Origin of the sequence: Flavimaribacter sediminis (assembly GCF_019492055.1) — a bacterium.
Taxonomy (GTDB): domain Bacteria; phylum Pseudomonadota; class Alphaproteobacteria; order Rhizobiales; family Rhizobiaceae; genus Flavimaribacter; species Flavimaribacter sediminis.
Genome location: NZ_JAICBX010000005.1, coordinates 257,700 through 279,307, shown reverse-complemented (window position 1 = coordinate 279,307; position 21,608 = coordinate 257,700). Strand labels below are relative to the sequence as shown.

Below are 21,608 nucleotides of genomic sequence, written 5' to 3'. Positions count from 1 at the left end.
ATTCTGCAGATTGCGTCGCGTATTTCTGCAAATACTTCCTGACGTCGTTTCACGGGAGGATCTCCCGTGAAATTTGACCGGCTTCGCCTGCTGGGTTTCAAATCCTTCGTCGATCCCACGGAATTCCACATTGAGAAGGGGCTGACGGGCGTTGTCGGTCCCAATGGCTGTGGCAAGTCCAACCTCGTCGAGGCGATGCGATGGGTCATGGGCGAAAACTCCTACAAGAACATGCGCGCGTCCGGCATGGACGACGTCATCTTCTCCGGCTCAGGCAACCGCCCTTCGCGGAACACAGCCGAGGTCGGGCTGTTTCTCAACAATGCTGACCGCACAGCGCCCGCCGCCTTCAACGATGAGGACGAGATCCAGGTGACGCGCCGCATCGAGCGTGAATCCGGGTCCGTATACCGTATCAACGGCAAGGAGGCCCGCGCCAAGGACGTGCAGTTGCTGTTTGCCGACGCCTCAACGGGCGCCCGTTCCCCTTCCATGGTCGGGCAGGGCCGGATCGGCGAGCTCATCCAGGCGAAACCCCAGGCTCGGCGGCAGTTGCTCGAAGAGGCGGCCGGCATTTCCGGCCTGCATTCACGCCGGCACGAGGCGGAACTGCGTCTGAGGGCGGCCGAGACCAATCTGGAGCGTCTCGAGGACGTGACCTCCGAGCTCGAAACCCAGATCGAAAGTCTCAAGCGCCAGGCGCGTCAGGCAAACCGTTTCAAGATCCTTTCCGCCGATGTCCGCAAGGCCGAGGCGACGCTCCTGCATATTCGCTGGCTGGAGGCGAAGGCCGCCGAGGCGGAAGCCGAATCCGCTCTCTCACAGGCGACCAGCCTTGTTGCTGAACGTTCGCAACAACAGATGGAAGCCGCCAAGGATCAGGCGGTCAACGCCCACAAGCTGCCAAAATTGCGTGAAGATGAGGCAAAAGCCGCCGCCGCCTTGCAGCGGCTGCAGATCGCCCGCGCGCAGATCGAGGAAGAAGCCGAGCGGTTGGCCGGCCGACGGTCCGAGATCGAACGACGCATGGCGCAGCTTTCCGCCGATATAGAGCGCGAGGAGCAGCTCGTCGCCGACAACGCCGACATCCTCCAAAAGCTGGCCTCCGAGGAAAACGAGCTGCGGGAAGCCGATCAGTCTGGCGGCGAAGTCGAAACGGAAAAGGAAGCGCGTTTCAGGGAGACCGAGGCGACACTGGCGAACAGTGAGGCGGCGCTTGGACAGGTGACCTCCGAACGGGCGGAGGCGGCCGCCCAGCGAACCCAGTCGGAACGCGCGCTCGCGGAGGCGAGCGAACGTCGTGACCGGTTTGAAAGACAGCTGGCCGAAACCAGGCGTGAGCTTGACGAGATCGGCGAAAAGATCGCTGGACTGCCCGATCCAGCGCTCAAACTGAACGCCGTGAAGGAATTCGAGGAAAAGGTGGCCGCGCTTGAGGCGGTGCTTGGCGAGCTTGAAGAGACGATCGAGGCCGGGCGCCGCGCAGAAGTGGAGTTGCGCAAGCCGGTGCAGGAAGCGCGTTCGGAACTGAACCGGATTGAAACCGAATCCCGCACAATCTCGAAAATTCTGAACGCCGGCGGCAATGATGATCTGTTCCCGCCTGTCGTTGACAAGATGAAGGTCGAGAAAGGCTATGAGGCGGCTCTTGGCGCGGCCCTTGGCGACGATCTCGAACAGCCGCTGGACAACTCCGCCCCCGCCTATTGGGGGCTTGTGTCGGATGCCGGAAACGATCCCTCTCTGCCTGCGGGCGCGCCGTCGCTTGCCTCTCGCGTGAGCGGTCCGAAGGAGCTGGCGCGACGGCTCGCGCAGATCGGAATCGTCGAGACTGCGGAAGAAGGCGCGCGGCTTCAGAGCCAGTTGCAGACAGGGCAGGCGCTTGTGGGCGTCGATGGATCGCTCTGGCGCTGGGATGGTTTCGTCGCCACCGCAAATGCGCCTACAGCAGCGGCTCAGAGGCTTGCACAGAAGAACCGGCTGGCCGAACTCGACGCCGAGGCCGTCGAGGCGACGAAAACCCTGCGCGCGGCCGAGGACGGGTTGAAGCAGGCTGAAGAGGCGCTCAAGGCGGGCGGCGAGAAGCAGCGTCAGACGCGCGAGGAATTGCGCAGCGCACAGCGCGAGTTGAACTTGGCGCGCGAGGCGCATTCGGCGGCGGAAAAGGCGACAGGCGAAATCGCCAATCGCCGCACTGTCCTCAGCGAACTCCGCAAGCAGATCGACACACAGCTCGAGGAAGCGCAGGGCGCTTACAAGGAAGCGGAGCTTGCGCTGGCGTCCGCCCCCGATCTCGGCGCGCTCGAAAGCCGTCTGGAATCGTTGAGGGCGAATGTCGCTGCCGATCGCTCCGCGATGGCGGAAGCCCGCGCTGTGTATGAAGGGCTGAAGCGCGAGAAAGAAGCCCGGGATCGCAGGCTCAGGGCGATCGCCGGAGAGCGCGAGAACTGGACCAGGCGCGTCTCCAACGCCGAGCAGCACATCACGACGCTGAAAGAGCGGCTGAAGGAAACGGCCGAAGAGGCCGAAAAGCTTTCCGATGCGCCTGACGAACTCGAGCAGCAGCGTCGTCGGCTGATGAACGAACTCACCAACGCCGAAGAGTCGAGGAAGAAGGCCGCCGATATACTGGCGGCCGCGGAGAATGATCAACGCGAGGCCGATCAGGAAGCCTCGCGCGCGCTGGAGCTTCTGTCACAGGGCCGCGAGCAGCGCGGACGCGCCGAAGAACGGCTGAACGCGGCGAAGGAAAAGCGTTCGGCTTCCGAAACCCGTATCAACGAAGCCCTGAAATGTCCGCCGCACGAAGCCATTCGCCACACGGGACTGGCCGCTAACGAGGATCTTCCGGACCCCGAACAGGTCGATCGCCGGCTGGAGCGGCTGAAGATCGAGCGCGAGAGGCTGGGCGCGGTCAATCTGAGAGCGGAAGAGGAACAGCAGGAACTGTCGGAGAGGCTGCAGACCATCCTTGTCGAGCGTGACGATGTAGTCGAGGCGATCGGCAAGTTGCGTCAGGCGATACAGAACCTGAACCGCGAAGGCCGGGAGCGTCTTCTCGCAGCCTTCGATGTGGTCAACGAGCAATTCAAGCGGCTGTTTACCCATCTCTTCGGCGGCGGCACGGCGGAGCTGCAGCTCGTCGAGTCGGAAGACCCTCTCGAAGCGGGACTGGAAATCCTTGCTCGCCCGCCGGGAAAAAAGCCGCAGACCATGACGCTGCTTTCGGGCGGCGAACAGGCGCTGACAGCGATGGCGCTGATCTTCGCGGTCTTTTTGACAAACCCGGCCCCGATCTGCGTTCTCGACGAGGTGGATGCGCCCCTTGACGATCACAATGTCGAGCGTTTTTGCAATCTGATGGACGAAATGGCGGCGACCACCGAAACCCGTTTCGTCATCATTACTCACAATCCGATCACCATGGCGCGCATGAACCGGCTCTTTGGCGTGACAATGGCTGAACAGGGCGTATCGCAACTGGTTTCCGTGGATCTGGAGACCGCCGAACAGATGCGTGACGCAAGTTGATTGCCGCAATGCACAAATTCAATCGATAAAATATAAATTGTCCGGCTTCGCGCTCTGGTATTCGACCCTGTTTGTCATGTAGGTCATTGGCGCACCGACATAATGTCGGAGTAACTGGAGAAGCCGCATGACGAAATGGGTCTACACTTTTGGGGATGGGACGGCCGAAGGCACGGCCGACATGCGCGATCTTCTCGGCGGCAAAGGCGCCAATCTTGCCGAGATGTGCAATTTGGGGCTGCCCGTGCCTCCAGGCCTCACCATTACCACCGAGGCGTGCAACTGGTATCTCGGAAATGCGCGCGCCTATCCGGACGAACTCGCAGAACAGGTCAACACGGCGCTGGCGCATATCGGCAAAGTGGCGGGGCGCGATTTCGCCGACGCCAAGAGGCCTCTCCTGCTTTCCGTGCGTTCGGGCGCGCGCGCCTCTATGCCGGGTATGATGGACACTGTCCTCAATCTCGGACTGAACGACGAGTCGGTGCTTGCGCTGGCCGAAGGCGTTGGCGACGAACGCTTCGCCTATGACAGTTACCGCCGCTTCATCCAGATGTATTCCGACGTCGTCATGGGGCTGGACCACGAAGTCTTCGAGGAAATCCTGGAAGACGAGAAGGCCCGTTTCGGACACGAACTCGACACCGAGCTGACCGCCGACGAGTGGAAACAGGTGATCGCGCGCTACAAGTCGGTTATCGAGGAAGAGCTTGGGCAAGCGTTTCCGCAGGATCCCCAGCAACAGCTCTGGGGCGCCATCGGCGCGGTGTTTTCAAGCTGGACGAACGCCCGCGCCGTTACCTACAGGCAATTGCACGACATCCCGTCCGGTTGGGGCACGGCGGTCAATGTGCAGGCGATGGTTTTCGGCAATCTGGGCGATGGTTCGGCCACGGGCGTGGCCTTCACGCGCAATCCGTCGACCGGCGAGAACACCCTCTATGGCGAATTCCTGGTCAACGCCCAGGGAGAGGACGTCGTAGCCGGCATCCGCACGCCGCAGAATATCACTGAAGCCGCGCGCATCGAGGCAGGTTCCGACAAGCCGTCCCTGGAAAAACTGATGCCGGACGCGTTCTCCGAGTTTCTCGGCATCTGCAACAGGCTCGAAAACCACTACAAGGATATGCAGGATCTCGAATTCACAATCGAGAACGGCAAGCTCTGGATGCTGCAGACGCGTGCGGGCAAGCGCACGGCCCGCGCCGGATTGAGGATCGCCGTCGATCTGGCTGAAGCGGGCATGATCACGAAACAGGAGGCGATCGGCCGCATCGATCCGGCGTCGCTCGACCAGCTTCTGCACCCGACCATCGACCCGTCGGTCTCGCGCGATGTCATCGGCAGCGGTCTGCCGGCGTCGCCAGGCGCCGCCACCGGCGAAATCGTCTTCACGCCCGATGAAGCGGTCGAAAAGTCGGAAGCAGGCAAAAAGGTTATCCTCGTGCGCGTCGAAACCAGCCCGGAAGACATTCACGGCATGCACGCTGCGCAGGGAATCGTCACGTCGCGCGGCGGCATGACCAGTCACGCGGCCGTTGTCGCGCGCGGAATGGGAAAGCCTTGTGTTTCCGGCGCCGGCAACATCCGCGTCGATATTCGTCGCAAGCTCCTGCTGACTGAATCCGGCCCGTTGAAGGAAGGCGAAATCATCACCGTCGACGGATCCTCTGGACAGGTGCTCAGAGGCTCTGTGCCGATGCTTCATCCGGAGCTGTCGGGAGATTTCGGACGTCTCATGGAATGGGCGGACGGCTCGCGGCGCATGAAAGTCCGCACCAACGCCGAAACGCCGGCCGACGCCAATGTGGCGCGCAAGTTCGGCGCGGAGGGTATCGGCCTTTGCCGCACCGAACACATGTTCTTTGAGGATGATCGTATCGTGGCGATGCGTGAAATGATCCTGGCCGGAGACGAGGAGGGGCGCAGGACCGCGCTCGCGCAGTTGCTGCCCATGCAGCGGGCGGACTTCGTGGAGCTTTTCGAGATCATGAAGGGGCTTCCTGTCACGATCCGGCTGCTCGATCCGCCGCTTCACGAGTTCTTGCCGAAGACCGACGAGGAAATCGCGGAGGTCGCTGAGGCCATGAAGGTCGAGGAGGAGCTTTTGCGCCAGCGGCTGGAGGCGCTGCACGAATTCAACCCGATGCTCGGCCATCGCGGTTGCCGTCTGGCGGTGTCCTATCCGGAAATCGCCGAAATGCAGGCGCGCGCGATCTTCGAGGCGGCCGTCGAAGCCGGCGCGAAAACGGGCGAACATGTGGTGCCCGAAATCATGATCCCGCTTGTCGGCATGATGACAGAGCTCGAATACGTCAAAAAGCATATCGAGAAGGTGGCCAACGACATCATGGAAGAAGCGGGTCAGAAGATAGACTATCTGATTGGCACCATGATCGAGCTGCCGCGCGCTGCAATTCGCGCGGACGTGATAGCCGAGGCGGCCGAGTTCTTTTCCTTCGGCACCAATGACCTGACCCAGACGACTTTTGGTATTTCACGCGACGACGCATCGTCCTTTCTGTCGACCTATCAGAAAAAAGGCATCATCGAACGCGACCCGTTTATCTCGCTGGACATCGCCGGCGTCGGCCAGTTGATCCGGATGGCGGCGGAAAAGGGCAGGGCCGGGCGCCCTGACATAAAGCTCGGCATTTGCGGCGAGCATGGCGGCGATCCGACCTCGATCCACTTCTGCGAGGAACTGGCGCTCGACTACGTTTCCTGCTCGCCCTTCCGCGTGCCTATCGCCCGCCTCGCCGCCGCCCAGGCGGCGCTGAAGGGAGAGGACGCTTAGCGCACTTAACCGGTAGATCAGGCTACCTCCAGGACGATTTTGCCGACATGACCCTTCTTCATGAAGGCGTCCTGCGCGGCCGCGATTTCGCGAAGCGGATAGGTTTCGGCGACCAGCGGCCTGATCTCCTTGCGCTCGATACGCTTGACGAGATTGCCAAAGACTTCTGGCTCAAGCTTGGTGCAACCAAAGAATCTGAGGTCCTTGAGATAAAGCGTGCGAACGTCGAGTTCCACAATAGGGCCGCCGATAGCTCCCGCGACTGCGTATCGGCCGCCAGGCCGCAGGATATCCAACAGCCACGGGAAATTGGGTCCGGCCACGAGATCGACAACGACATCGACACAACTCTGACCCAATGCTGTTGCGGGTTCTTCGTCCCGGCCGATCGTCTTAGCAGCGCCAAGTTTCAGCAGGTCTTCCGCCTTCGTCGGGCTGGTGACTGCGATGACATTTGCATTTCGGGCGCTCGCCAGTTGCACGGCTGCTGATCCGACGCCGCCCGACGCGCCTGTAACAAGCACGCTTTCTCCCTCCTTCACGCCCGCGCGGGTCAGCATGTTTTCGGCGGTCGAGTAGGAACAGGGGAAGGACGCCAGTTCGATATCCGTCAGGTCGCTGTCGATCTTGTGGGCATGGCGTGCGGCCACCTTTGTAAACTGGGAAAAGCCTCCGTCACATTCCGAGCCGAAATACCAGGGCGTCTCCAACGGCTTGCCTGCCGCTTCAACGAGACATGGCTCGACCAGCACACGTTCGCCTATGCGACCGGTGTCGACGCCGTCGCCAACGGCGATAATCCGACCGCACGCGTCGATGCCCTGAATGCGTGGGAGCTCCAGCGGCGCGCCTGCCCAGGTTGCATCGGCCGCGTCTCCATCACCTTTTGAATACCAGGCCGTGCGCGTGTTGATGTCGGTGTTGTTGACTGCCGCCGCGCCGACTTCAATCAGCACCTCGTTCTGGCCCGGAACCGGAACCGCGAGATCATCACGCCATTCCAGCATTTCCGGTCCACCGTGGCCCGTTAGAACGACGCCCCACATTTTGTCCGCCATATCGCATTCCTCAGAAGGAAAATGGCGACAATCGGGATTGCGGTTCGATTTGTCAAACGAGCCGCAAGCGGGCGCGCTGTCTTCAGGGTGTTGAACGGCGGATCAGGCCTTGGTCTTTACCTGCCCGATCTGTGCCTTATCCCCGAAGATTGTCCTTTTTCGCCAGGAACTCGGTGTCGTCGAGGGCTTTCTCCATGCGGTCGAACAATGCGTTCAGCTCTTCGGCCGTGATAATCATCGGCGGACAGACCGCGAGCGTATCGCCGATGGCCCGGAAGATCGCGCCGTTCTGGCGGGCGAGCGTCGCCGCCTTCGGACCGATGCCGACGGAAGCGTCGAAAGGCTGCTTGGTCGCCTTGTCGGCAACCAGTTCCACGCCTCCCATCAAACCGCAGTAACGGGCTTCGCCGACAATCGGGTGGTCCGCTATCTTCTTCATGCGCGCCTCGAAAACCGGGATGAGGCTGCGGACATGGCTGAGAATGTCGAGCTTCTGATAAATCTCGATCGCCTTGACGCCCAGCGCGCATCCGAGCGGATGACCGCCATAGGTGAAGCCGTGACCGAATGTGCCGATCTGTCGCGAATGGTCGACAAACGCCTGATAGATGTCTTCCGGCAGCATCACGGCCCCAAGCGGGGCATAGGCCGACGTCAACTGCTTGGCCGCCGAGATCGTCTTCGGCGTCATGCCGAGCGTTTCCGAGCCCCACCAGTTGCCTGTCCGGCCGAAGCCGTTGATGACTTCATCGTCGATGAGGTAAATGTCGTATTCATCCAGGATCGGCTGAATCGCCTCGAAATAACCCTTCGGCGGCACAATCACGCCGCCGGCGCCCATCACCGGCTCGGCGATCATCGCGGCGATGGTGTCCGGTCCTTCGCGTTCGATGAGTTCGCGCAGTGACGTGGCCAATCGCGTCACGAAGTCGGCCTCGGATTCGCCGTCCTGCCCGAAACGGTAGTAATGCGGACACTCGGTGTGCACGACGCGGTCGATCGGAAGGTCGAAACCCTTGTGGTTGTAAGGCAGGCCGGTCAGCGAGGCGGACATGATGGTGACGCCGTGATAGGCCTTGATCCGGGAAATGATCTTCTTCTTTTCCGGTTTTCCGCGCGCATTATTGTAGTACCAGGCAAGCTTCACTTGGGTGTCGTTCGCTTCCGAACCGGACGATGTGAAAAACACCTTGGAGATCGGAACCGGGGCGAGTTCCTTCAGTTTTTCGGCGAGTTCGATCGCCGGCTCGATGCCCATTCCTCCGAACAGGTGATAATAGGGCAGCGAGCGCATCTGTTGCGTGGCCGCTTCGACCATCTCCTCGTTGCCGAAACCAAGGCCGGCGCACCACAGACCCGACATGCCCTCGATATATTCGTTGCCCTGGGTATCGTAGACATAGACGCCCTTGCCGTGATCGATCACTGTCGCGCCCGTTTGCGGCAGGGTGTGCAGCGGCGTGTAGGGATGCAGGATCGCATCCAGATCGCGAGCCTGAACATTGGTAAGGGGAGGATTGCTGTTCATGGTTATACCTGCATGGGAAATCGGAGGAAATGACGGATCGAGCCGCGTATGGGAAGTGCCGGGACACTATCGCGTCTAGCCCGCCGGTGTCGAGGGAATTTGCATTCTCGGCTGGATTTGAAGCAGCCAAGGCTTTATTCAGATTCCCGATTTCCGCTCGCTGCCGGGTGGAAGCGCGTTTTGCCGGTAAGAGCGATCCTGTCTGCATCATGAAAGTCCGTTACGAGCGATCCGTTTCCCATGCCGCGCAATGGTCCCGCCGCCTTGGTCTATTCGCGTTGGCGCTCTTCGTTTTCACAGCCGTGCTGCATCGCTTCGGGTTTCTGGAGGCGATCACGTTCGCGGCGACTTTCGCGCTCAGCGGCGTCATAGCACTCCTTGCTCTGCTCCTGGCGCTCTGGGGAATTTTCCGTCTCTGGCTGGTCGGCGCGGTTGGCGGCATGGCGGCTTTCAAGGGCCTGCTCATGGCGATGGCGGTTCTTATCCCCTCGGGACTGGTGCTTTATCGGGCCTCTACCCTGCCGCGGATCTACGACATCACGACCAATGTCGAGGAACCGCCAGGCTTCCTGCAACCCGTGTCGCATGAAAGCGAGTGGCTGATTGCGGAATTCATGACGCCGGCTGAACCATACGCCGGGCAGGCGGAGGCCTACCCGCTTGTAACCGGACGACGCTACGAGGGAGCGGTGGACCGTATTCTGCAGGCAGTGCGCCTGGTTGCGGAAAACCAGGGTCTGAAAATCGTCGAGACGCTTGAGCCGCAATCCGAACCGGACGCAGCGCCGGAAGAACCCGCATCGGAGACGGATGGAGAATCCGAACCTGTTGCAGAGTTGGACGAAGGCGCGGGCAGCATTATAGAGGTGTCGACGGCGGAGCCTTCTTCAATCACTGCGCCGCAGAACGAGGAGGAAGCCACCGAAGCTCTCATCCTCGGGCCGCTCGACGTTCAGTTGCTGCTAGAGGGCGCGGCCGGCAAGACCGCCGAAATCATTATCCAGGCTGAAACCCGGACGCTCGTCTGGGGGATGGAAAGCGACATCAGCATCAGGTTGACGGAGGAAGCCCAGACAACTTTCGTCGATATGCGTTCCGTTTCGCGATTCGGCCCGCATGATTTCGGTGTGAACGCGCAAATCATCACGCGCTTTCTCAATGCGCTGGACGCCGAGCTGTTGGGAATTGCAGTCAGATAAGAACGCAGCCTTGCATCCTGAAGAGCCGATGCAAGGATTCGCATTCAATATCCGTCAATTGCCTGCCTGCAGGGCATGATCTCGAAACCGAGATCCAGCGCGTGGGCGATCACCTTCTCGAGCGCCGCCAGACGCGCTGCGTCCACTCCGGTGATATGGGCGTGATTGATCATTGTGACGAAGCCGCGACGGTCGGCGACGTTGCGCAGAACCATGCTCCAGAATGCGGCGAGATCGTCGGGATTGCGCAGGCCGTTTTCCGCCAGCACGTAATGGATTGCGTCGATCATGAACCATTGCCAGGGGATACGGATCAGGCCTTCCGGAGACCGCGTCGGCCCGTCTCCTGCATAGTCTCCCGGGTCAGTCGTGGTTTCGTCCGGCATCGCCGTGTCGACGCTGCTGTCATAGGAAAATCCGGTTTCGGCGAGGATCTGCAACCCGAAAGGGCCGATCTTTCCACCCGGAGCCCGAAAACCGGCCGGACTGACGCCGCGCAATTTCAACGTCTGCACGCCGTCATTGACGAATTGTCTCGCAGTGCGTTGCGGCAGATCGGCGAAAATCTCATGTATCCAGCCGTGCAGTCCGATTTCATGACCACCCCGCTGGATTGATTCCACGACGTCTCCGTAATGCAGTGCGCTCCAGCCTTCCACGAAGAAGGTCGCCTTAAGGTCGTATTTCGCAAGCAGGTTCAGGATATTCGGGTAACCGACCAGTATCGCCGGGTCGGCGAAATCCGGAGTTGCGGATTTTTCGAGAAAGACGTTATGGGCCTCGCCCATATTGTCGAAGGTCAGACATAGAACAGGCTTTTCCCGTTGTCGCGTCATCGCAGTCTGTAGCTCCCGTCGATCGAAGGCGGACCTTCCGTTTGCACGATCTGGCGGTTAACGAGGTCTTCCAGATGCGCGAGCAACGACAGTCCCGCAGCCTTGTGAAGGCGCGGATCCGTATCCCGGTAGATCGATTTCACCATGTCGGGAATTGTCCGGTCGCCCTTGGAGAGCCGGTCGAGCAGGGCTGATTCGCGCATCCGCCGATGGCTCTTCAGCGCGCGGACGAATTTTGCAGGTTCGGTCACCGGACCGCCATGGCCGGGATAATAGATCCGATCTTCACGCTGCAGCATCTTGTCCAGCGAAGCCATGTAGTCCGCCATCGCGCCGTCCGGCGGCGCCACGATGGATGTGGACCAGGCCATGACATGGTCGGCCGAAAACACGGCGCCCGTTCCCTCCAGTGCGAAGGCCGCATGGTTGGCGGTGTGGCCGGGTGTGTGCAACACCCGCATGGCCCAGCCTTCTCCTGAAACAACCTCGCCGTCGCTTGCGACGATGTCCGGCCGGAAATCCGTGTCCGAACTGCCTTCGAGTGGATTCGTTTCGCCGATGTGCAGGGAACGGGCAGGGCGGTGCGGACCTTCGGCGACAATTATCGCACCCGTTTTCTCGGCAAGCGGTCTGGCGAGCGGCGAGTGATCGCTGTGGGTGTGGCTGACGAAGATATGCGTGACTTCGCGCCCTTCGAGCGCTTTCATCAGGGTCGCGAAATGATTGTCGTCCTGTGGTCCGGGGTCTATGACCGCGACAGAATCTCGGCCAATGATGTAGGAATTGGTGCCATGAAACGTCAATGGACCGGCGTTGGGGGCGGTAATTCTCTGGACGCCCGGTTCGACCTCTACCGCGCTTCCGTGCGCGGGCTCGAACACCATGCTGAAATCGGGTGAAGACAAGGCCTTAAGTGTCCTTTCTGCGTATTGCGACGTCTGAGGTTAGTCAATATACCTACAACTGCTTCATGACCACCGGGGGTTGCCTCGGGTCTGTTGCGGGAATTGAAAATCTGGAGATTGCATATGTCGACATCTGCGCCGACGCGTTCGCTCGCGGTAAATCTGGCTTCCGATAACCCGGTGCTTCGCTATGCCTGGTACGCTTTTCTGGTGGTTACAGGAACGATCATACTGGCGATATCAGCCAAGACAAAGGTTATTCTCGGGCCTGTCGACCTGTCGATGCAGACCCTTGCGATATTCCTGATCGCGGCGACTTTCGGCTTGCGTCTTGGCGTTGCGACACTGCTTCTCTACATGGCGGAAGGCCTGTACGGCCTGCCGGTCTTCCAGGGGACGCCTGAAAAGGGAATCGGGCTGGCCTACATGATGGGATCGACCGGTGGATATCTCGTTGGATTTGTTGTCGCCGCCGCCATCGTCGGCTGGGCCGCGGATCGTGGTTGGGACCGCAATCCATTCAAGCTGTTCGGCGCCGTCCTGTCGGCCGAAGCAGCTATCATGCTTTTCGGCTTCGCCTGGCTGGCTGTGCTGATTGGCGCAGACAAGGCCTGGCAGTTCGGCGTTGCGCCTTTTGTTCTTTCTGATCTGATCAAGGTCGCGCTCGCCTCGGCAATCGTACCGGCGGTTTGGGGCGTCCTGCGCAAAATTCGCGCCTGAAACTCTATAATCATGCGCGCGGTCATCCGCGCGCATGATCTCCCTCCTCAGGCAGCGCCGATACGCAGCATGTCGAGGACATGCAGAATGCCGACCGGTTTGCCGGCCTCTTCCACGACCAATGCGCCGATCCGGCGATCCTGAATGGTCTTCAGGGCTGTCGCGAGCAGCATGTCGGGCTGGATGGTTTGTCCCCCCACGGTCATGACCTCGTCGACGAGTGTCAACTTGGCGTCGACATGAGCGTGGCGCCGCAGGTCGCCGTCGGTGATGATGCCGCGGATGTTGTCGTTTTCATCGGTTATCACGGTCAGGCCGAAACCTTTGTCCGATATCACCGAAATGGCGTCGATCAGCACAGTGCCGGACCGCACGACCGGCAACCGTTCTCCGCTATGCATGGCGTCGCGCACCAGGGTAAGACTTGCGCCCAGCGTTCCCCCGGGATGAAAATGCCTGAAGTCCCGGTCGGTGAAGCCACGGCGCACCAGCAAGCCGATCGCAAGCGTGTCGCACACCAGCATCTGCATAAGGGTTGAGGTCGTCGGGGCGAGTTTCAGCGGGCAGGCTTCGTCTACCTGTGGCAGTTCGAGCGTGATCGTCGCGTTCTTCGCCAGCGTGCTGGTCGTTCTGGACGTGACGGCGATCAGTGGTATGTCCATGCGCCGCGCATGATAGACGATATCCGACAGTTCCCGCGTTTCGCCCGACCATGACAAGGCGAGCACGCAGTCGTCGGCTGTTATCATGCCGAGATCTCCGTGGCTCGCTTCGGTGGCGTGCACGAAGAGCGCCGGCGTGCCGGTCGAGGCGAGCGACGCAGCGGCCTTCGCGCCGATATGACCGCTCTTGCCGACGCCGGTCACGATCACGCGGCCTCTTTTGGAGGCGATCAGTTCCATCGCTTGCAGAATGGCCTCTCCGAGCGGCCCCTCCATCATATCGACGGTGGCTGTGACGCCGTTAAGCGACGTGTGGGCGGCTTTCAGGATTTCCGCCTTGAGATCGGAAGGCGGAGGCATCACGCCGCTCCCTTGGCGAGATCGTCGAACGCTTTCAGGCGCGACAGCATCGCCGGCATTTCTTCAAGCGGAATCATGTTCGGCCCGTCCGAAGGCGCCGACTCGGGATTGTCATGGGTTTCAATGAAAACCGACGCGCAACCGACCGCGAGAGCCGCGCGCGCCAGAACCGGCGCGAACTCGCGCTGGCCTCCCGAGGACGTGCCCTTGCCCCCGGGCCGCTGAACCGAATGGGTGGCGTCGAAAACCACCGGATACCCCGTTTCGGCCATTTGCGGCAGCGAACGGAAGTCCGTCACCAGCGTGTTGTAGCCGAAGCTTGCGCCGCGTTCGCACAGAAGAATGCGTTCATTGCCGGTCGAGGCGATTTTCGCCGCGACATTCGCCATGTCCCAGGGCGCCAGGAACTGGCCCTTCTTGACATTGATCGCCTTGCCGGTGGCGCCGGCCGCCAGCAGCAGATCGGTCTGGCGGCAGAGATAGGCCGGTATCTGGAGAATGTCGACAACCTCGCCGGCGACCGCCGCCTGCGGACTTTCGTGGATATCGGTAATGACGGGACATCCGAAACTGTCGCGTATTTCGGCAAGGATCTTCAGGCCTTCATCAATGCCGACGCCACGCTCGCCCGCCACGGAGGAGCGGTTGGCCTTGTCGTATGATGATTTGAAGACCAGCGGAATGTCGAGATCGCCGGTGATCCGGACGACGGCCTCCGCCATCTTCATGGCGTGGTCGCGGTTTTCGATTTGACAAGGTCCGGCGATAAGGACAAAAGGCAGCTTGTTCGAGAACGTGACCTTCCCGACCGCGACGGATTTTGCTTGCGGCGCCATACTTCTCCACCCTTCTTTTTGTTGCGATGTGGCGTAGGCGATTATCGAACCAAGTTCAAGCACAATGCCTGATCGCGGGGTCGGGCGAATGCTGGTTCTTCGATGTTTTATGCAGTGAAACTATAGTTGCCAAACTATACGCTTTGACGCCCAGGCTTTACTGGGCTTGGCGAGTATGAGTTGTATGTATTAATCATTCACGAAGGATTAACTATTTTTTTGTGGACATGGAACGCAACGTCGATATGATTATTGGATAACTTGAGACGGAGGCTCCGGGTTTTTCCCGATTGGGAGAGCATCATGGTTCTTATTATCCTGACGATAAGTATTATATCTTTTGCAGGCTGCATTATTGCGGTGACGATGCTGCGTGAAAGCATGCGTTTGGCCCGAGAAGATATGGAATTCGGTGGTGGACGCCACCGCTATGCGCCGATCGTCGCAACCGAGACAAGGTCCCGGTGGCGGCACGCAAACAACAATTATCCCGTCACAGCCCGTCTCTAGTTCGATCGTTAATCCTGATTTTTGTCCGGTTTCGGCTCGCTGGCTGAAGCCGGATTTTCGATGTCCTCGTCCACGATCCGGCTGATCTTTCGCAATGAAGGAAGCTGAGCGGCCATGTCGAGTATCGAGTCGATCGTCGCGTTGACCGGCGATTTGTCGTTCTCGTCCCTGATCCTGGCGTAGCCGTAACCGCCGGTCACGTGGTGGACCTTGATCGATTCGATTTTCTCGGCGGGTTTGACCAGCTGTTCCACAATTCCCGGCAGCGCTTCCAGGCGCGCGAGGTTGGTCCGCAATTCGGCGATTTCCGCGGTCAGCAGGTTTTCCGCCTCGTTGAGGGCCCTGTTGCCCTCTGCCCGGGCGGTCATTTCCTCTTTCATTGTCGCGATGCGCAGCTTCGCAGCCTTTGCCTGTTCGATTGACGCCTCGGCTTCGGCTTTCGCGCGCGAGACCAGTTCTTCCCGCGAGACCTGCTGGTCCCGACGCGCCGCGACCATGGCGACGTCGCTCGCACGCTGCGCTTCAGCCAGCGCTCTCGCCGTCGCAATGGCTTCGGCCGCCTCTACGGCTGCCGCCCGCGCCAGATCCGCTGCGGCGATCGCCTTGCTCTCATCCTGCGTCTTTTTCGCATTGGCGATGGCGCGGTCCTGTTCAGCCTCCTTGATGGCCTGTTCGCGGGCGATGTCGGCCTTGCGGATTTCCTGCTCCATCCGGATGCGGGCTTCGCTGGCCGCCCGCTCACCCTCGGCCTTTCTTGCGGCGATCTCGGCGATCTGGCTGGCCCTCAGGCTTTCCAGTTCCCTTGATTGCTCGATTTCGGCCGCCTGCCGCTCCAGGTCGATCTGCAGCTTGCGCTTGCTAGACTCCATCGCCGCCCGGTGCACGGCGACGTCCGCGTCGGTATCGATGTCGGCGCGTTCCTTCTTGGACGTCGCGATCACTTCGGCGAGCCTGCGCATGCCGACGGCGTTGAAGGCGTTGTTCTCGTCCAGCGACGCGAAGGGCGTCTGGTCGAGCGCAGAGAGCGATACGCTGTCGAGCGACAATCCGTTGCGGGCAAGGGTATCTTTCAGCGCCTCTCGCACAGCTGCGGCGAATTCCGAACGGTTTTCGTGCAGTTCGTCCATTGTCCGCTTGGCGGCTTCTGATCTCAGCGTATCGACCAGCTTGCCTTCGATCAGACCCTTCAGCCGGTCGGCGTCGAAGGTCCTGTTGCCTAGCGTTTGCGACGCTCTGGCGATGGCCTCTTCCTCCGGCTCCACCGAAACGTAGAATTCCGCGGAGATGTCCACGCGCATCCTGTCTCTTGTGATCAGCGCCTGGTTCCCGTTGCGTTGCACATCGAGCCGCAAGGTCTGCATGTTGACCCGGCCGATATCCTGAAAATACGGAATGGCGATAACGCCGCCGTCCATCACGACCCGCCGTCCGCCAACGCCGGTCCTGATCAGGCTGACCTCGCGCGTCGAGCGATGATAGAAATAGGCGATCAGAACCACGGCGATCGCGATGACGATCAGTGCAAGTATGACAAGGGTGATGAAGGTGTTCATCTCGTATCTCCTCAGAACACCGGCGGAATGGGACGCTGTCCGCGATCCAGTGTGATCCAGCGTGTTTCGGTGAAGGTTTCGTTCGACCAGCGGCCTCCATGCCGGCCGACGCCCGACGATTTCGCGCCGCCAAAGGGAATGTGCGGCTCGTCGTTCACAGAGGTGCAATTGATGTGGCACATGCCGGTTTCCAGCGCCGAGGCGATGGCGAGACCTCGGCTTTCGTTGGCTGTCAGCACGCCGGACGACAGTCCGTACTCGGTGTCGTTGGCGATCGCCACCGCTTCGTCATCCGTCTTGAACGGGATGACCGGAACAACGGGGCCGAAGGTCTCCCTCTGGTAGATCAACATGTCCGGCGTTACGCCGGTCAGGATCGTCGGCTCTACGAAACGACCGTTGATGCCGCCGCCGAGTTCCACCTTGGCGCCGCGCGCCACGGCGTCTTCGAGCTGTTCGCGAACCTGGTTCGCCTGCTTGTCGTTGATCAGCGGACCGATGACATTTGCGTTGTCGTCGAGCGGATTGCCGACCTTGAGCTTGGCGGCGCGCTCGACGAAGAGCTTGAGGAACGCGTCATAGACCTTCTCCTGCACCAGGACCTTTTCCACGCTCATGCAGATCTGACCCTGGTGCATGAAGCTGCCGAAATTGGCGAGCTGGGCTGCTTTTTCCAGATCCGTGTCATCGCAGACGATCAGTGAATCCTTGCCGCCCAGTTCGACGCAGACCTTTTTCAGATGAGCGCCGGCCTTCGCCGCGACCATGCGGCCGACCGCAGTCGACCCGGTAAAGGAAATACCCTTGATGAGCGGGTTCTCGATCAGTTCGTCGCCAATCGCCTGGATATTGTCCCGGGAACACGTGACGACATTGAACACACCGTCCGGCAATCCGGCGGCCTCGCACACTTCGGCGAAGATCAGTCCGCCGCTATAGGGCGTTTCTTCCGAAGGTTTCAGGACGATCGTGTTGCCGGCGGCAAGCGGAATGGCGAAGCTTCGCGACGAAAGGATCGCCGGGAAATTCCAGGGCGAGATGACCGAGACAACGCCCATCGGACGCCGAACCACCATCGACACCTTGTTGTGCTCGGACGGCAGGATTTCGCCGATGGACTGGTAGTTCATTGCAGCCGCGGCCCGGAAGACCTCGACCACGTAATGGGCTTCGAACATGCCCTTGCCGAACCATCCGCCGCCTTCGCCCTGAAGCGCCGTGACAAGATCGTCCGTTCGTTTCTCAAACTCGTCGGCGAGTTTGAGCATGTAAAGGGCGCGCTCGGTATGGGGCAGGGCGGCCCAGCCCTCGAACGCGTCCTGCGCCGTCTGGATGGCGCGCCTCACATCGCTGAGACTGGCGTCAGGCGCTTCCGCCCACACCGATCCGTCGGCGGGGTTCATGACCTTGAACTTCGAGCTGGTCCCAACCCATCCGCCGCCGGCGTATATTCCTTCGAAATTACGAGCCATCGTGGTCATCCTCCGTTCTGTGTGAGTTCCTGTCGGCGGCGTTTGCGCCGCCGGACATTGCCGTGCGCGCGGCCTGTTCGATTTCAGCAATGATCCGGGCGACCTCCGGGTCGCGCTTCGCGCTTGCGTCCGGGGCGATCGACACTGAACGCGACGCTGCAGGCGGTTGACCTGTCGAGGGTTTCGATACAGGTCTAGCGGCTGTGTAGCGTCCCTGGGCTGATCCCGCAGCCCTTGATATCATGCTGGTTATGGATTCGCCCGCCAGCGCATCCGTGTTGGCCGGGTTGTGGGTTGCTCCGCCGGGCCGAATGAAATGTTTTTCGGAAGCAGCTGGCGCGGTCGGCGTGCTTGTCTGCCTGCCGCCCGGCGGCTTTGTGCTTCCGGCGCCGAGATAGGCGGCCTGCACGGCGGGATCGTTCAGCAACGAAGCGGCGTCGCCGCTTCCCGTTATCTCGCCATTTTCGATCAGGTAGCCCCTGTCGGCGATCGCCAGGCTCTGCTTGGCGTTCTGCTCGACAAGCAGCACGCCCATTCCGGCGTCGCTGATATGGGCGAGGCTCTGAAACAGTTCCTTGCAAAGCAGCGGAGAAAGTCCCAGCGACGGTTCGTCGAGCATGAGAATCTTCGGGTCAGCCATCATCGCCCGGCCGATTGCTACCATCTGCTGTTCGCCGCCGGACATGGTCCGCGCAACCTGGTTTCGGCGTTCGGTCAGTTTCGGAAAAAGCGAATAGATCCAGGAAAGGTTGGCGTCTTGCCTCTCTCGCGCCCGTTGCGAATAGGCGCCGAGCAACAGGTTTTCCGCGACCGTCAGGTCGCCGAAGATGCCGCGCCCCTCCGGAACGAAAGCGACGCCGCGGTCCACGATGTCATGCGGCTCCAGGGTCGTGATGTCCTCGCCGTCAAGCGCGATGCGCCCGGCCACCGAACCCTCGCACATGCCGGCGATGGATTTCAGAAGCGTGCTCTTGCCCGCGCCGTTGGCGCCGAGAATGACGACGATTTCCTTCTGGCCAACCGCGATCGAAACCTCGGACAGAGCCCTGTGCATGCCGTAGGAGACTGAAACATTGCCGACGTCAAGCATCACTCGTCTCCCAGATAGGCGCGGATGACTTCAGCGTCGGAAAGCACTTCGTCTGGCGCGCCCTCGGCGATTTTGCTGCCGGAATTCATCACCACGCAGCGGTCGCACAATGACCGGATCGCATCCATGACGTGCTCCACCAGGATCACGGTGCGGCCTTCCTCGCGCAGGCTTGCGACCAGGTCCATGCCGATCTGCAATTCGGTCGGGTTAAGCCCCGCCAGCCATTCGTCGAGCAGCAGGACCGCAGGTTCGCCGGCGACCGCGCGGGCGATTTCCAGACGCTTCTGATCTATGTAGGTCAAAGAGGACACTGGCTGATGCCGATGTGCGCCGAGCCCGATGCGCTCAAGTAAAGCTTCGGCGAAAAAGCGCGCCTCGTTGCCCCAGCGGCGGCGGTGACCGAACACCGCGCCTGCCATCACGTTCTCGATGACGCTCAGACCCGACAGCACCCGGACGAGCTGAAACGTGCGGGCGACGCCAAGCCGCGCGATCTCGTGGGCCGGCGCCTGCGAAAGCAGATGGCCGCGCATGTCGATTGCGCCGCTTGTGACAGGCAGCGCGCCGGAGATCAGGTTCATCATCGTCGTCTTGCCGGAGCCGTTCGGGCCGATGATGCCCATGACCTCGTGCTCCTGCACATCGAAGGTCATGTCGTTGACGGCGACAAGACCGCCGAAGCGCTTGGTGACGTTCCTGACGGTGAGAAGGGTGGAGCCGGTCGTCATGCGCGCGACCTCTCGACCAGATCCTCGATCAGCCCGATGAGACCGCGCGGAATGAAGTAGACAATCAACAGGAACGCGAGTCCAAGAAGCAGCGTCGTGTAGTTGGGAAACGAGATGCTGATCGCCTCCCAGAGCAGGGTGAAGGGGATCACGCCGACAATTGGCCCCCAAAGGCGATGCGTGCCGCCGAGCAGCGCCATGATCACGACAAGGAAGCTGAGTTCCGGTTTGAACACCAGATTGGGTTCGATGTAGGAATAACGTGGCGCGATGATTGCGCCGACAATCGCCGCGAAGAAGCCGGTTGTCATGAACAGCAGCACCTTCGACCAGGCAGTGTTGATGCCGACGTGCCGCGCCACAGTCTCGTCATTGCCGATGATGCGCAGCGCGAAGCCGAGACGCGAGCGGTTGATCAGCCAACCCAGGAGATACACCGCGGCCGCCACTGTCAGCAGCATCCAGTAGATGTCGGCGTCGGTAAAATCCGTCAGCACGTATAGGCCGCGCGAACCTAGGAAGTTGTTTTGAACCCATGACACCAGGTTGCGGATCATTTCCGCCAGACCCAGCGTGAAAATCACGAAATAGACGCCGGAAAGCCGCAGCGTCGCAAGGCCGATCAAGGCGGCGAGCACGGTCGCAACGACTGCGGAAATCGCCATCATCAGCCAGAACGACAGGTCGTAGTCGCTCATGCCGGTGCCGACCAGGTAGCCGCCGATCCCGAAGAACGCCGCGGTCGCCAGCGAAATGTAGTGCGTGGGGCCGGAAAACAGCGCCCAGCTCGTCGCCAGCGCCATATACATCATCGCCGTGACGCCAATGCTCATCCAGTATCCGTCTGCGATCAACGGAAAGCAGGCAGCCGCAATGATGCAGACGATTATCGCCGTCAGGCTCTGGACCTCCTTGCCGTTCATGTCGCGCGCCTTCCAAAAAGTCCTTGCGGGCGGAACAGGAGAACCAGCAGGAAGATCAGATAGGCGGCTGCGAGCGTCAGCCCCGGATCGATCAGCGACGCCACGGCCGTTTCCACAAGTCCGAGAATCGCCGCCGCGATGATTGCGCCGCGAATGTCGCCAACGCCGCCCATGATCACGATGATCAGGGCTTTCATCGTGAAGATGACGCCGATCGAGGCGTCCAGCGTAATGAAGGTGGAGATCAGCGTTCCGCCGACGGCCGTTATCGCGCCGCCCAGCGCAAAGGCCATCGCCGAAACGCGCGCGACGTTTATGCCGACGAGTTTCGAGGCGTCGCTGCTGACGGCGACCGCCCGGACAGCCATGCCGGGACGAGAGCGATGAAGCCACAGATAGAGCGCGAGCCCGATTATGACGGCCAGGATGAAGGCGATAAACCTGTTGAGCGCAACGGTCGTGCCGAGGATCGAGAAGGGGTCTGCGAGAAAGGAATAGGTAAAATAGCCGCCCTGTATGCTCACCATGACGCCGACAAGCGCGAAACTCATGCCGAAGGTCGCGAGGATCGAGTCGACTTCCAGCTGTCCCTGGTTCTTTGCGCGGCGCACGAGAGGGCGCAGGAGAAAGCGGTAGATCAGCCAGTTGAAAAGAAAGGCTGCGGGCGCGACGATAAACATCGTCAGAAGCGGGCTGAGCTGTATGCTGACATAGAAAGTAAAGGCGGCCAGAGCGCCCAGCACCAGCATTTCGCCATTGGCGAGATTCATGATCCGGGCGACACCGTATTGCAGGTTCAGCCCCATGGCCATGAGTGCGTAAGTGCCTCCGAGCAGCAACCCGGAAATGATTATATCCATCGAAGCCCGAAACCTGGTGTTCTAACGGCTGCAAAGA

Annotated in this window: 16 protein-coding genes; 4 read left to right on the top strand and 12 right to left on the bottom strand. The window is 60.8% G+C overall.

Annotated features, from left to right (window positions below):
- Positions 1-66 precede the first annotated feature (66 nt).
- Both K1W69_RS23195 and ppdK read left to right on the top strand, forming a co-directional pair.
- On the top strand, positions 67-3,531 hold the full coding sequence (locus K1W69_RS23195; RefSeq protein ID WP_220230838.1) for a chromosome segregation SMC family protein: 3,465 nt from the start codon (positions 67-69) through the stop codon (positions 3,529-3,531).
- 127 nt (positions 3,532-3,658) lie between these two features.
- Positions 3,659-6,328 carry a pyruvate, phosphate dikinase gene (ppdK, locus tag K1W69_RS23190; protein WP_220230837.1) on the top strand — a complete coding sequence of 890 codons (2,670 nt, stop codon included), beginning with the start codon at positions 3,659-3,661 and terminating at the stop codon, positions 6,326-6,328.
- A 17-nt stretch (positions 6,329-6,345) separates the two neighbouring features.
- On the opposite strand, the gene K1W69_RS23185 is transcribed toward ppdK, so the two are convergent.
- Together K1W69_RS23185 and K1W69_RS23180 are read right to left on the bottom strand one after the other, a co-directional pair.
- Positions 6,346-7,386: an alcohol dehydrogenase family protein gene (locus tag K1W69_RS23185; protein WP_258571302.1), complete on the bottom strand. Its 1,041-nt coding sequence runs from the start codon at positions 7,384-7,386 to the stop codon at positions 6,346-6,348.
- A 136-nt stretch (positions 7,387-7,522) separates the two neighbouring features.
- Positions 7,523-8,914 carry an aminotransferase gene (locus tag K1W69_RS23180; RefSeq protein WP_220230836.1) on the bottom strand — a complete coding sequence of 464 codons (1,392 nt, stop codon included), beginning with the start codon at positions 8,912-8,914 and terminating at the stop codon, positions 7,523-7,525.
- A gap of 209 nt (positions 8,915-9,123) precedes the next feature.
- On the opposite strand from K1W69_RS23180, the gene K1W69_RS23175 reads away from it, so the two are divergent.
- Positions 9,124-10,113 carry a DUF1499 domain-containing protein gene (locus K1W69_RS23175; RefSeq protein ID WP_220230835.1) on the top strand — a complete coding sequence of 330 codons (990 nt, stop codon included), beginning with the start codon at positions 9,124-9,126 and terminating at the stop codon, positions 10,111-10,113.
- 44 nt (positions 10,114-10,157) lie between these two features.
- Here the strand turns inward: K1W69_RS23175 and K1W69_RS23170 are convergent, their stop codons facing one another.
- A complete protein-coding gene (locus K1W69_RS23170) occupies positions 10,158-10,949 on the bottom strand; it encodes a polysaccharide deacetylase family protein (RefSeq protein ID WP_220230834.1) in 792 nt (263 codons plus the stop codon).
- Complete coding sequence (locus tag K1W69_RS23165; RefSeq protein ID WP_370688306.1) at positions 10,946-11,833, bottom strand: MBL fold metallo-hydrolase; 888 nt, start codon at positions 11,831-11,833, stop codon at positions 10,946-10,948. The genes K1W69_RS23170 and K1W69_RS23165 overlap by 4 nt, the downstream gene beginning before the upstream one ends.
- Before the next feature lie 144 nt (positions 11,834-11,977).
- Between K1W69_RS23165 and K1W69_RS23160 the strand changes: the two genes are divergently transcribed.
- The gene (locus K1W69_RS23160) at positions 11,978-12,574 is read left to right on the top strand and encodes a biotin transporter BioY (RefSeq protein WP_220230832.1); all 597 of its coding nucleotides are present in this window, start codon (positions 11,978-11,980) and stop codon (positions 12,572-12,574) included.
- 47 nt (positions 12,575-12,621) lie between these two features.
- On the opposite strand, the gene K1W69_RS23155 is transcribed toward K1W69_RS23160, so the two are convergent.
- The 8 genes from K1W69_RS23155 to K1W69_RS23120 form a co-directional block, all read right to left on the bottom strand.
- Entirely contained in the window at positions 12,622-13,596 is a 975-nt protein-coding gene (locus K1W69_RS23155; protein ID WP_220230831.1) for a KpsF/GutQ family sugar-phosphate isomerase, read from the bottom strand.
- Positions 13,596-14,432: a 3-deoxy-8-phosphooctulonate synthase gene (kdsA, locus tag K1W69_RS23150; protein WP_220230830.1), complete on the bottom strand. Its 837-nt coding sequence runs from the start codon at positions 14,430-14,432 to the stop codon at positions 13,596-13,598. Before kdsA ends, K1W69_RS23155 begins: the two co-directional genes overlap by 1 nt.
- A 518-nt stretch (positions 14,433-14,950) precedes the next feature.
- Positions 14,951-16,495: a flotillin family protein gene (locus K1W69_RS23145; protein ID WP_220230829.1), complete on the bottom strand. Its 1,545-nt coding sequence runs from the start codon at positions 16,493-16,495 to the stop codon at positions 14,951-14,953.
- A gap of 11 nt (positions 16,496-16,506) precedes the next feature.
- A complete protein-coding gene (locus tag K1W69_RS23140; protein WP_220230828.1) occupies positions 16,507-17,967 on the bottom strand; it encodes an aldehyde dehydrogenase family protein in 1,461 nt (486 codons plus the stop codon).
- A complete protein-coding gene (locus K1W69_RS27340; protein WP_220230827.1) occupies positions 17,957-19,057 on the bottom strand; it encodes an ABC transporter ATP-binding protein in 1,101 nt (366 codons plus the stop codon). Before K1W69_RS27340 ends, K1W69_RS23140 begins: the two co-directional genes overlap by 11 nt.
- Positions 19,057-19,788 (bottom strand): ABC transporter ATP-binding protein, encoded by a 732-nt coding sequence (locus K1W69_RS23130; protein WP_220230826.1) that lies wholly within the window; start codon positions 19,786-19,788, stop codon positions 19,057-19,059. Before K1W69_RS23130 ends, K1W69_RS27340 begins: the two co-directional genes overlap by 1 nt.
- Positions 19,785-20,711 carry a branched-chain amino acid ABC transporter permease gene (locus K1W69_RS23125; protein ID WP_220230825.1) on the bottom strand — a complete coding sequence of 309 codons (927 nt, stop codon included), beginning with the start codon at positions 20,709-20,711 and terminating at the stop codon, positions 19,785-19,787. Before K1W69_RS23125 ends, K1W69_RS23130 begins: the two co-directional genes overlap by 4 nt.
- Positions 20,708-21,571, bottom strand: a complete 864-nt coding sequence (locus K1W69_RS23120; protein ID WP_220230824.1) for a branched-chain amino acid ABC transporter permease — start codon at positions 21,569-21,571, stop codon at positions 20,708-20,710. Before K1W69_RS23120 ends, K1W69_RS23125 begins: the two co-directional genes overlap by 4 nt.
- Positions 21,572-21,608 lie beyond the last annotated feature (37 nt).

Bases quoted from the DNA above. Each gene is read 5' to 3' on its own strand.
- K1W69_RS23145 (WP_220230829.1), bottom strand. From the start codon at position 16,495: ATGAACACCTTCATCACCCTTGTCATACTTGCACTGATCGTCATCGCG.
- K1W69_RS23125 (WP_220230825.1), bottom strand. From the start codon at position 20,711: ATGAACGGCAAGGAGGTCCAGAGCCTGACGGCGATAATCGTCTGCATC.
- K1W69_RS23175 (WP_220230835.1), top strand. From the start codon at position 9,124: ATGAAAGTCCGTTACGAGCGATCCGTTTCCCATGCCGCGCAATGGTCC.
- K1W69_RS27340 (WP_220230827.1), bottom strand. From the start codon at position 19,057: ATGCTTGACGTCGGCAATGTTTCAGTCTCCTACGGCATGCACAGGGCT.
- K1W69_RS23120 (WP_220230824.1), bottom strand. From the start codon at position 21,571: ATGGATATAATCATTTCCGGGTTGCTGCTCGGAGGCACTTACGCACTC.
- K1W69_RS23140 (WP_220230828.1), bottom strand. From the start codon at position 17,967: ATGGCTCGTAATTTCGAAGGAATATACGCCGGCGGCGGATGGGTTGGG.
- kdsA (WP_220230830.1), bottom strand. From the start codon at position 14,432: ATGGCGCCGCAAGCAAAATCCGTCGCGGTCGGGAAGGTCACGTTCTCG.
- K1W69_RS23130 (WP_220230826.1), bottom strand. From the start codon at position 19,788: ATGACGACCGGCTCCACCCTTCTCACCGTCAGGAACGTCACCAAGCGC.
- K1W69_RS23185 (WP_258571302.1), bottom strand. From the start codon at position 7,386: ATGGCGGACAAAATGTGGGGCGTCGTTCTAACGGGCCACGGTGGACCG.
- K1W69_RS23155 (WP_220230831.1), bottom strand. From the start codon at position 13,596: ATGCCTCCGCCTTCCGATCTCAAGGCGGAAATCCTGAAAGCCGCCCAC.
- K1W69_RS23165 (WP_370688306.1), bottom strand. From the start codon at position 11,833: ATGGTGTTCGAGCCCGCGCACGGAAGCGCGGTAGAGGTCGAACCGGGC.
- ppdK (WP_220230837.1), top strand. From the start codon at position 3,659: ATGACGAAATGGGTCTACACTTTTGGGGATGGGACGGCCGAAGGCACG.
- K1W69_RS23170 (WP_220230834.1), bottom strand. From the start codon at position 10,949: ATGACGCGACAACGGGAAAAGCCTGTTCTATGTCTGACCTTCGACAAT.
- K1W69_RS23180 (WP_220230836.1), bottom strand. From the start codon at position 8,914: ATGAACAGCAATCCTCCCCTTACCAATGTTCAGGCTCGCGATCTGGAT.
- K1W69_RS23160 (WP_220230832.1), top strand. From the start codon at position 11,978: ATGTCGACATCTGCGCCGACGCGTTCGCTCGCGGTAAATCTGGCTTCC.